This is a genomic window from Acidimicrobiales bacterium, assembly GCA_035512495.1.
Lineage (GTDB): Bacteria > Actinomycetota > Acidimicrobiia > Acidimicrobiales > CADCSY01 > DATKDW01.
Genome location: DATKDW010000032.1, coordinates 1 through 9,612 on the forward strand (window position 1 = coordinate 1; position 9,612 = coordinate 9,612).

Below are 9,612 nucleotides of genomic sequence, written 5' to 3' on the forward strand. Positions count from 1 at the left end.
GAGGCGGCGGCCGCCGAGCTCGAGAGCGGGCTGCGCCACCAGCGCAAGCTGATGGACGGGGGTTCCTGCGAGGCCACGGCGTTCGCGGCCGCCGGCTACCGGGCATCGGGGCTCGCCCTGCCCCTCGGCAACTACCACAACGGCGCCGACGAGGGCCCCGCCGCCGGGGTGGCGGCCGAGCACGTGCTCGTCGACGACTACCTCGCCGAGATCGCGCTCCTGACCCGCCTGGCGCTCGAGCCCTCCCTGCTCGACCCGCGATCAGAGGCGCCCCCGTGGCTGGCCGAGCGAACGGCAGCGGCCATGGAGGCCCTCGTGGGCGGGTCGACCCAGGCGGAACCCGAGGGCTGAACGCGCCCGAGCTGCCGGCGATGGGCCCCGTCGACGGAGGAGGTCCTGTCGACGACCGGACCGTGAACCACTACACCGGGGGGATGGACCTGCCCGTCAACCCTCCGGTGTCGCCGATGCTGGCAAAGCTCGCCCGCGACCTCCCGACCGGCGACGGCTACGTCTACGAGCCGAAGTGGGACGGGTTCCGGGGCATCGTCTTCCGGGACGGCGACGAGGTCGAGATCGGGAGTCGCAACACCAAGCCCCTCACTCGGTACTTCCCCGAGCTGATCGGCCCGCTGCGCGAGCACCTCCCCGAGCGCTGCGTCGTCGACGGCGAGCTCGTCATCGGGTCTGCCTCGGGCCTCGACTTCGACGCCCTCCTCCAGCGGATCCACCCCGCTGCGAGCCGCGTGGCCCGCCTGGCCAAGGAGACTCCCGCCTCGTTCATGGCCTTCGACCTCCTCGCCCTCGGCGACGACGACCTCCGTCAGCGACCCTTCGCCGAGCGACGGGAGCTGCTCGAGTCGGCACTCCGGGGCGCCGCCGCGCCGATCCACCTCACCCCCGCCACCGACGACCCCGGCCTGGCGGCGGTGTGGTTCGACCGCTTCGAGGGTGCCGGCCTCGACGGCGTGATGGCCAAGGCCGGGAACCTCACCTACGACGAGGGCAAGCGGACGATGCTCAAGGTCAAGCACGATCGCACCGCCGACGTGGTGGTGGCCGGCTTCCGATGGCACAAGGACGGCAAGGGGGTGGGCTCGCTCCTGCTCGGCCTCTACGACGGCGACGGCACCCTCCACCACGTGGGGGTCGCCACCTCGTTCTCGGCCGCCCGGCGCAAGGAGCTCGTCGACGAGGTGGCCGACCTGCGCGGCGCGGCGCTCGACGACCACCCGTGGCGATCGTGGGCCGAGGGCGACCAGACGAGCCGCATGCCCGGGGCCGGCTCGCGCTGGAACGCCGGCAAGGAGCTCGGGTGGGAGCCGCTGCGCATCGAGCGGGTCGCCGAGGTGGCCTACGACCACCTCCAGGGCGACCGCTTCCGCCACGCCACCCGCCTGGTGCGGTGGCGGTCCGACCGCCAGCCCCGATCCTGCACCTACGACCAGCTCGACACTCCTGCACCCGAGGCACTCGCCGAGGTCTTCGGCGGCTGAGCTCTCGCCCACTCGCGAGCCGTTCTGGCACCAGGATCGCGCCGGCGGACGGCGCGATCCTGGTGCCAGATCACTCTGGTCAGCCCTTCTTCGCCCGACTCGGCGCCACCCGGGTGGGCTCTCCCTTCTGCTTGGCAAAGCTCGGCGGCCATGGTGCGTCGCCCAGGCCGTCGGCCTCGTCGCGCGCCGCGAGCTCGAGGAGGCCATCGAGGGAGAACGCCATGTCGTCGATGCCCGCACCGACATCGCCGAGGGCCTCGTAGCGGGCGGGGACGGTGGCGATGGTGAGGTCGTGGGGGTCGACGACAGGGACTTCGTCCCAGGTCACCGGGCACGACACGCGGCCCTCGGGGTTGGCCCGCACCGAGTAGGCCGAGGCGACGGTCCGGTCGCGGGCGTTCTGGTTGTAGTCCACGAACACCCGGTCGCCCCGCTCCTCCTTCCACCACTTCGAGGTGGCGATGTCGGGCAGGCGTCGCTCCACCTCGCGGGCGAGAGCGAGGGCGGCCCGGCGCACCTCGAGGAAGTCCCACCGCGGCTCGATGCGGATGTTCACGTGGATCCCGCGGGACCCGGAGGTCTTCGGGTGGCCCACCAGCCCACCGTGGGCGTCGAGCACCTCCCGCACCTCAAGCGCCACCTGCCGGACGTCGTCGAAGGCCACCCCCGGCTGGGGGTCGAGGTCGACGCGCAGCTCGTCGGGGTGGTCCACGTCCGACCGCCGCACCGCCCACGGGTTGAGGTCGAGGCACCCGGCGTTGGCCGCCCACGCCAGGTGGGCGACGTCGGTGGGGCACAGCTCGTCGGCGGTGCGCCCGCTGGGGAACGCCACGGTCACGGTCTCGAGCCAGTCGGGCCGGGACTTTGGCACCCGCTTCTGGAAGAACGGCTCGCCGTCGGCGCCGTCTGGGTAGCGCTTCAGCACCGTGGGGCGCTCGAAGACACCCCGCAGTGCCCCCTCCCCCACCGCGAGGTAGTACCGGACCAGGTCGAGCTTGGTCTCGCCACGGGCCGAGAAGAAGACCTTGGAGGGATTGGTCACCGTGACGGGGCGACCGGCGACCTCCAGCTCGACCGGGTCCTCGGCCACCGTCAGCCCCGGCGGCCCGCCGACACCCCGACCGTCGGGGACGGCGACGGGTCGACCCGGGTCCGACGCCGTCGCACGCGGGAGCCGTACAGCTTCAGCCCGGCGAGCGCGGGCACGACGTAGGCGCCACCAGTGGCCACGCAGCTCACGCACATGCGCTGGAGTCTAGGGACGGCGGACGCAGCCGTGATCCCCTCGGTCGGGACATCGGGCGCCCACCCCCCGCGGGCGCCCGACGAGACCGAACGGGGTCAGGTGTTCTTGGGCAGGTCCTTGAACGCCTTGACCTTGTCCTCGTTGGGCTCCTTCGGCAGGCCGAGGACGCGCTCGCCGATGATGTTGCGCTGCACCTGGTCGGTGCCGCCGTAGATGGGCGGGCCCTGGGCGAAGAGCGCCATCTCGGTCACCATCGGCAGGAAGGGGTCTCCGGTGGCCTCCTCGAGCTTCTTCTTGCCCTCGCTGTCGTAGGCGTGGAGGGTGCCGTAGGCGCCGTAGATCTCGAGGCCGATGTCGCGCTGCATGCGGACCATCTCGCTCATCGAGAGCTTCGCCATGTTGGGCAGGCCGGGGATGTCCTTGCCGTGGGCCTTGGCCGCCTTGGCGCGCAGGTTGTTGAACCGGGCCAGCTCGGTGAGCGTGTGGAGCTTCATCAGGGACTGGCGCAGGACCGGGTCCTTGACCTTGCCCTTGCCCTTGGCCAGCTCGATGAGCATGTTGCCGCCGGCACCGCGGGCGGCAGCGCCACCGCCGCCGGCCCGCTTGCGCTTGCCCGAGACGAAGTCGCCCACCCGCTTGTCGAGGTCGCCGACCACGGTGCCGGGCGTGGCCATGGAGCCGCCGGCGCTGCCGCCGCCGGCGCCGAGACCGGCCCGCTCGTGCATGAGGGTGGTGTTGGCCACCGCCCAGCCGTTGTTCTTGTCGCCGATCATCGCCGAGGTGGTGGTTCGAGCGTCGCTCATGAACACCTCATTGAACATGGCCCGACCCGTCATCTCCTTGAGAGGCCGGACCTCGACACCGTCCTGGTGCATGTCGAGGGCGAAGTAGGTGATGCCCTGGTGCTTGGGCGCCTCGGGGTTGGTGCGGGCCATCAGCATGCCCAGGTCGGCGACCTGGCCGCCCGAGGTCCACACCTTCTGACCGTTGATGATCCACTCGTCACCGTCCTGCTCGGCCCGGGTGGTGATGCCGGCGAGGTCGGACCCGGCACCGGGCTCGGAGAACAGCTGGCACCACGCCTGCTGGCCGGTGACGATGTCGCGCACGTACCGGTCGATCTGCTCCTGGGTGCCGTGGGTGGCGATGGTGGGGGCGGCGAGGAGGAGGCCGAGGCCGCCGGGGGCGCCGAGGGCGCCGAACTCGCCGATGGCCTTCTGGATGGCCACGCTGTCGTTGCGGTTGAGGCCCTTGCCGTAGGCGTTCTCCGGGAGCCCGGGGGCGGCCCAGCCCGAGAGGCCGAGGCGCTCCCACCACTCCGCCACCGTGAGGTCGGGATCCCAGCTCTCCTCGAGCCAGGCGGTCACCTCGGCCACCGGATCGTCGGTGCCGGCCTGCTTGCGCTCTGCCAGATCGCTCATCCTGTCCCCTTCAGAGATCGACGTGATGGCATTCTCGACGCGCCTTGACCGGGTGGTCAAGATGAGGCCCCGTCCCCAGCCGGCCCGGGCGCGCACGACCATGGTCCGGTCCCTCACATGTCCGACCCACAGGCCGATGGGATCGGCGGAGGTGGACCGACGTTGGACGAGCTGGTGATGGTGCTGCATCGAGAGCGGCAGGTCCTGGAGGGCATGTTGTTCCGCCTGGTCGAGGCGCGCGGCCTCCTCGCCACCGGCGAGGCCCGGTTCCTCAGCTGGGCCGCCGCCGACCTCGAGCAGGCGGCAGCCTCCGTGCGCGAGGTGGAGGTCCGCCGAACATCGGTGCTACCCCCATGCCTCGACGGCGAGGGCCCCGCCACGCTCCGAGGCCTCGCCCGCCGCACCTCGGAGCCCATCGCCAGCATCCTGGAAGACCACCGGGTGGGCCTCGGCCGCCTCGCCGGCGAGGTCGGCGCCGCCACCGAGGCCACCCAGGAGCTCGCCGCCGAGGGCCTGTGCCGGGCGCGCGCCTCCGACCTCGAGCTCGCGTCGGCCGGCACCGCCGAGTCGGACGACCGGGGCCGACGAGCCGCCCACGAGCCGCTCCAGCACCGTCGCCCACGACCCCAGCCCCAGCCCCAGGACGAGCTCGACCTCGAGATCCTGTCTGCCGGCTACGAGGCGGTGCTCGCGGCCAGCGCCCGCCTCGCCCTGCCGTCGCTCGTCGCGTTCCTCGCGTAGAGAGGCGAGCGGGGCCCGTCGCCGAGCGGGACCTTCCCACACCCTCCGCAAGCTCCGGGTGCGGGCCCCTCCCCTCGGCGCCACCCCCTCGCCTGTGGGCGGGTCACTGGGGCCCGACAGCGCCGAGGTCCGCTGTCGCTCGCTTCTTCTGGCTTGGGGGTTGGCTCGGCTTTGCCGAGGCCTCTCTTCTCTCAGGCGTTGAGGCGGGTTCGCCAGTCGGTGCCTTTGGCGACGGCCTCGGCGTAGATCGCCTTGCGGCGGGCAACGCGGCCGACCGGCTCGTCGGGGGCCTCGCCCTCCGGTGTTCCGTCGAACTGGGTGGTGATGCCGTCGCGCAGCATGGCGATGGCCTCCGAGCGCAGCTGCGAGACCCTCGACTCGGTCACCCGAAGGAAGGCAGCGAGCTCAGTCGACGTCCGCCCCTCCAAGAAGTAGCCGACGACCACGATCCGGTGGCGCTCGGGCAGCAGGTGGACGGCGTCGCGCAGGTAGGCGTGCAGCTCACGCCGCTCGAGCTCCTCGGAGGGCTCCAGCGTGCTGACGTCGGGAAGGGTCTCGCCGAGGGTGGTCCCCTCGTCGGCGTCGCCCCCCACGGCGTGGTCGAGAGCAAGGACGACCGAGCGATTGATGCGCTGTTGGAGCCGGCGCAGCTGTTCGGGCGAGGTGCACATGGCCTCCGCCACCTCGGCCTCCGTGGGCGTGCGGCCGAGATCGCTCGCCAGCTGCTGGGCTGCCTGCTCCAGGTTCCGAGCAAGGGTCCGGACCGAGCGAGGCGCCCAGTCGGTCGCCCGCACGGCGTCGAGGATGGCCCCACGGATGCGCTGGGCGGCGAAGCGCTGGAAGGGCACCCCGCGCGACTCGTCGTAGCGCCGCGACGCCTCGACGAGTCCGAGGGCGCCGGCGCGGGCCAGCTCCTCGCGGTCGACGTGACGGGGGAAGTGGACGGCCACCTGGAACACGATGTGGCGCACGAGGGGCAGGTGACGCTCCACCTGCTCGCTCTGCTCGCTCGTGAGGCTGGTGATCTCGAGGGACATCCGTTGCTCCTGTCGCCGTGGCACGCGACAGAACCTCGCCGCGAACACCCCCGATGATCGACGCCCGTGCGCCCCCGGGAAATGGGCCATTTGGCCCTACCTGGTCGACATGGAACGAGCGTGCCGGTCCCATGGCCACCCGGCCCCACCACCGGTCAAGCGCCCTCGAACACCGCCGCCTTGACGCCTCGCCGCGACAGCTCGGCGAGGAACGGGACCGGGGCGACGAGCGCCGCGAGACCCCCAGCCCCGGTGCGGGCGGCGCCGCCACCGGCCAGGACCGTGGCCGCCAGAGCGGCTACGGCGCCGGCGGCGAGGGCGGGACGGTCCATGGCGCCGAGCACCCGGACGTCGCTGCCCGAGCCCCGCATCCCCCGCACCTCCACCCGCACCGCGCCAGGGCCCCCTTCCGGGTGGGGGCGGCGCAGCATCGGCAGGTGGGCGGTGAGGCGGTCTCGCCGGTTGGCGCCCACCCGCGCCGTGACGCGGGCCACACCCGGGAAGGCCGGCACCAGCACGAGGGCGTCGGGCGCGGCCGCCCGGTAGCAGTCCTCGGCGCCGATGGGGTCGGGGAACCAGCACAGCTCTCGCCCGGAGCCGCCGCGCCGGCGGACCCAGGCCCCCTCCCGCCAGTCGATCGCCTCGCCGGCCAGGCCACGGTGGTGGGCCGACGCGCAGGCCGGTCCGCCCGTCCCCACCTTCGCCACGTGGATCTCGTCGACGACGTCGAAGGATGCCGCGGCGTGGGCGGCCAGCACGCACGTCAGCCCCGGGGCGAAGGCCGCCCCGACCGCGACGGTGACGCCCCGCTCCCGGGCCTCGGGGTCGAGCGCCAGGAGGTGACGGACGTCGTCGACGTCGTCGGAGGTCGAGACCACGTTGACGCCGTCCTCGAGGAGGCGCTCGACGGGGGCATGGTGGTGACCGGCGGGCGTGGCGATGACCGCGACGTCGGCGCCGGCCCACCACCTGTCGGCCACATCGGCGGCACGCACCCTGCCCGGCTCGCCGATCGCCCGGACGACTGCGTCCGCTCGGCCCCGGTCGAGATCGGCGACCGCCAGGCGGTGCACCTCGGGGGTCGACGCCAGCTGGCGGACGACCCGCGCGCCGACCGCTCCGGCACCGAGGACCGCGATGCGGAATGCCACCTACTTGGCCGTCGGGTCGTCGTCGGCCCGGAGCTCGGGGCCGGTCAGCTCGCGCCACCCGCCCGTTCGGGGCGGCACCCCACCAGTGCCGCGCAGGCGGAGCACCCCGGCGATCACGCCGGTCACACCGAGGGCGAGCAACGCTCGACGAAGGAACCTCACGGTGGGGCTAGCAAGAATCGAACTTGCGACCTCATCCTTATCAGGGATGCGCTCTAACCGACTGAGCTATAGCCCCGCGAGACGGGTCGAGGCTACACGCGGTGCCGGGGGCGCTCGTCCTCGGCCAGGGTGACCTTGAGGCCGCCTACGACGTCGTTGATGAGGTTGTAGAGCGTGGCCATGAGCACGTTGCCGAACGTGCCGGCGACCACGAGGACCATGCCGCCGAGGGCCGAGCCGCGCAGGATCTGCCCGGCTCGGAACTCGAAGTCGGTGAAGCCGATGGAGTCCATGAAGCTCTCGACGTTGCCGATGACGCCGATCGAGCGGGCACCGAGCCACAGCATGACCCCGGCCACCAGCAACACGATGCAGAGGCTGAGGTAGAAGAGGATCGAGACCTTCAGCACCGTCCAGGGGTCGAGGCGCCGGATGACCAGCCGGCTGGTCCGGATCGTCGACGGGGGCGGAGCCTTGGGCGTGCGCGCCGTGCCGGGCGAACCCCTGCGGGCGCGCTCGGGGGTCGTCGAGAGGGAGCGAGTGGTGTCGTCGGCCATGGGGGGCGAGTCCGTGGTGGTCATGAGCGGTCTCGGCCCGACGGACACAGCTCGAAGTGTACGGGATCGGTGCGGGGCAACGGTTGGCACAGCCCGACGCGAGGCGCGACGGCCACCAGGCGGGGGACGAAGGCGATGGGCACGTCGACGGCTCTACCCCGTTCGTGGGCCGAGGTACCCGGCGGGGCGACTGGGTACCGGTTCGTGTGGCGCGCGTCCCACAGCGCCTGCTGTCGGGCGGGTGACCGCCAGCCCGACGTGACCGGCACCGGCTGGCCGAGGATGACCTCGGCGGCGGCCAGCGCCGCCAGCATCTCCGGCACCAACCCGGCCACCGAGGCATCCGCAGGGGATGGGCCGGTGCGGGTGGCGCGGGCCGTGGCCTCGAAGCCGGCGAGGCGCACGGTGACCTCCACCTCACGCCCCTCCCGCCGGTGCGCCACCACCTCGGCGCCGTTGGCGCGCGCCGCCTCCACCGCCGCCCTCTCCCCTGCCGCCGCCCCGGCGAGCGCGGCCGCGTCGGCCGCCGTCCGAACCCGGGCCGCCGTCACCGCGTCGACCCCCGACCGGGCGACGCCGGCGCACAGCCCACCCACCAGCAGCACCACCAGGGCGACCAGCGGTACCACCGACCCGCGCTCGCCCGACCTCGTTCCTGCGCCCATGGCGCGCCTCCTCCTGCCGTCGTACCGGTGAGGGGGAGGTGGGAGAGGCCGGCGTTCGCCGGCGGTCGTCAGACCTGGTCGTCGGCGGTCGTGGCGTCGTCGTCCTCGCGGGGCCCGACCGGGGCCACGGCAGCGACCGCCTGGCCGTCATCGAGGGCCATGACACGGACACCGGTGGCGTCGCGGCCCTGTGAGGAGATCTCGCGAACGTGCATCCGGATGGCCACCCCGCCGGAGGAGACGACGAAGATCTCGTCGTCGAGGCCCACCATGAAGGCGGCCACGACCGAGCCGCGCCGGGCGGTGAGCTTGATGCCCTTCACGCCCTGACCGCCCCGGGTCTGGGCGCTGAAGCGCTCCACCTTGGTGCGCTTGCCGTAGCCGGTGTCGGTGACGAGCAGCAGATCGGCCTCGTCGCGAGCCACGTCGCACGACACGACCTCGTCGTCGGCCTTGAGGCGCATGCCCCGCACGCCGCCGGCCGAGCGGCCCATGGGCCGAGCCTCGTCCTCGTTGAAGCGGATCGTCTGGCCCCGCAGCGAGACCATGAAGATGTCGTCGCCGCCGTTGGTGGGGATGACCCGCACCAGCTCGTCGTCGTCGCGGAGGTTGATGGCGATGAGACCGGCCCGCAGGGACGAGTCGTACTCGGTGAACTTGGTCTTCTTGACCTGGCCCTTCCGGGTGGCGAAGAACAGGAACCGGTTGGTCTCGTAGTCGCGCGTGTCGATGATCGCCTGGATCTTCTCGTCGGGCGCCAGCGGCAGGAGGTTCACGATGGCTGTGCCCCGGGCGGTGCGCTCCTTCATGGGGATCTCGTGCGCCTTGAGGCGGTACACGCGGCCCCGGTTGGAGAAGAACAGCAGGTAGGCGTGGGCGGTGGTGGTGACGATGTGGGTCATGTAGTCGTCGTCGCGCAGCTTGGAGCCGGCCACGCCGCGCCCGCCACGGGCCTGGGTCCGGAAGGCGTCGAAGGCGACGGTCTTCACGTAGCCCTTGGCCGACAGGGTGACCACCAGGTCCTCGTCGTCGATGAGGTCCTCGATGCCGATCTCGCCCGGGTCGTAGGTGACCTCGGCCCGACGGGGGGTGGCGAACTCGGCCTTGACCTCGCTCAGCTCGTCCTTGATGACCTG

General features: G+C 72.6%; 12 protein-coding genes and 1 tRNA gene. 3 read left to right on the forward strand and 10 right to left on the reverse strand.

What is annotated here, in order from left to right; genetic code table 11:
• The coding region (locus tag VMN58_03795) for a hypothetical protein (protein HUF32317.1) at positions 1 to 351 on the forward strand (351 nt) is incomplete at its 5' end.
• A gap of 62 nt (positions 352 to 413) precedes the next feature.
• Positions 414 to 1,496 (forward strand): ATP-dependent DNA ligase, encoded by a 1,083-nt coding sequence (locus tag VMN58_03800; protein ID HUF32318.1) that lies wholly within the window; start codon positions 414 to 416, stop codon positions 1,494 to 1,496.
• 79 nt (positions 1,497 to 1,575) lie between these two features.
• Here the strand turns inward: VMN58_03800 and ligD are convergent, their stop codons facing one another.
• The 3 genes from ligD to VMN58_03815 form a co-directional block, all read right to left on the reverse strand.
• Entirely contained in the window at positions 1,576 to 2,586 is a 1,011-nt protein-coding gene (ligD, locus tag VMN58_03805; GenBank protein ID HUF32319.1) for a non-homologous end-joining DNA ligase, read from the reverse strand.
• 2 nt (positions 2,587 to 2,588) lie between these two features.
• Positions 2,589 to 2,741, reverse strand: coding sequence for a hypothetical protein (locus VMN58_03810; protein HUF32320.1), 153 nt, complete (start codon positions 2,739 to 2,741; stop codon positions 2,589 to 2,591).
• A 96-nt stretch (positions 2,742 to 2,837) separates the two neighbouring features.
• Entirely contained in the window at positions 2,838 to 4,163 is a 1,326-nt protein-coding gene (locus VMN58_03815) for an acyl-CoA dehydrogenase family protein (GenBank protein ID HUF32321.1), read from the reverse strand.
• A 117-nt stretch (positions 4,164 to 4,280) separates the two neighbouring features.
• Between VMN58_03815 and VMN58_03820 the strand changes: the two genes are divergently transcribed.
• Positions 4,281 to 4,904: a hypothetical protein gene (locus VMN58_03820; protein HUF32322.1), complete on the forward strand. Its 624-nt coding sequence runs from the start codon at positions 4,281 to 4,283 to the stop codon at positions 4,902 to 4,904.
• 191 nt (positions 4,905 to 5,095) lie between these two features.
• Here VMN58_03820 and VMN58_03825 read toward each other — a convergent pair whose 3' ends face one another.
• The 7 genes from VMN58_03825 to VMN58_03855 form a co-directional block, all read right to left on the reverse strand.
• Entirely contained in the window at positions 5,096 to 5,941 is an 846-nt protein-coding gene (locus VMN58_03825) for a FliA/WhiG family RNA polymerase sigma factor (GenBank protein HUF32323.1), read from the reverse strand.
• A 155-nt stretch (positions 5,942 to 6,096) separates the two neighbouring features.
• Entirely contained in the window at positions 6,097 to 7,092 is a 996-nt protein-coding gene (locus tag VMN58_03830) for a Gfo/Idh/MocA family oxidoreductase (protein HUF32324.1), read from the reverse strand.
• Positions 7,093 to 7,254 (reverse strand): hypothetical protein, encoded by a 162-nt coding sequence (locus tag VMN58_03835; GenBank protein ID HUF32325.1) that lies wholly within the window; start codon positions 7,252 to 7,254, stop codon positions 7,093 to 7,095.
• Between the two features lie 2 nt (positions 7,255 to 7,256).
• Positions 7,257 to 7,330 (reverse strand) — tRNA-Ile (locus VMN58_03840).
• A 16-nt stretch (positions 7,331 to 7,346) separates the two neighbouring features.
• The gene (locus tag VMN58_03845; protein ID HUF32326.1) at positions 7,347 to 7,835 is read right to left on the reverse strand and encodes a DUF3566 domain-containing protein; all 489 of its coding nucleotides are present in this window, start codon (positions 7,833 to 7,835) and stop codon (positions 7,347 to 7,349) included.
• A complete protein-coding gene (locus VMN58_03850; GenBank protein ID HUF32327.1) occupies positions 7,832 to 8,476 on the reverse strand; it encodes a M15 family metallopeptidase in 645 nt (214 codons plus the stop codon). The genes VMN58_03845 and VMN58_03850 overlap by 4 nt, the downstream gene beginning before the upstream one ends.
• A 68-nt stretch (positions 8,477 to 8,544) precedes the next feature.
• A partial coding sequence (locus VMN58_03855) for a DNA gyrase C-terminal beta-propeller domain-containing protein (protein HUF32328.1) occupies positions 8,545 to 9,612 on the reverse strand: 1,068 nt, incomplete at its 5' end.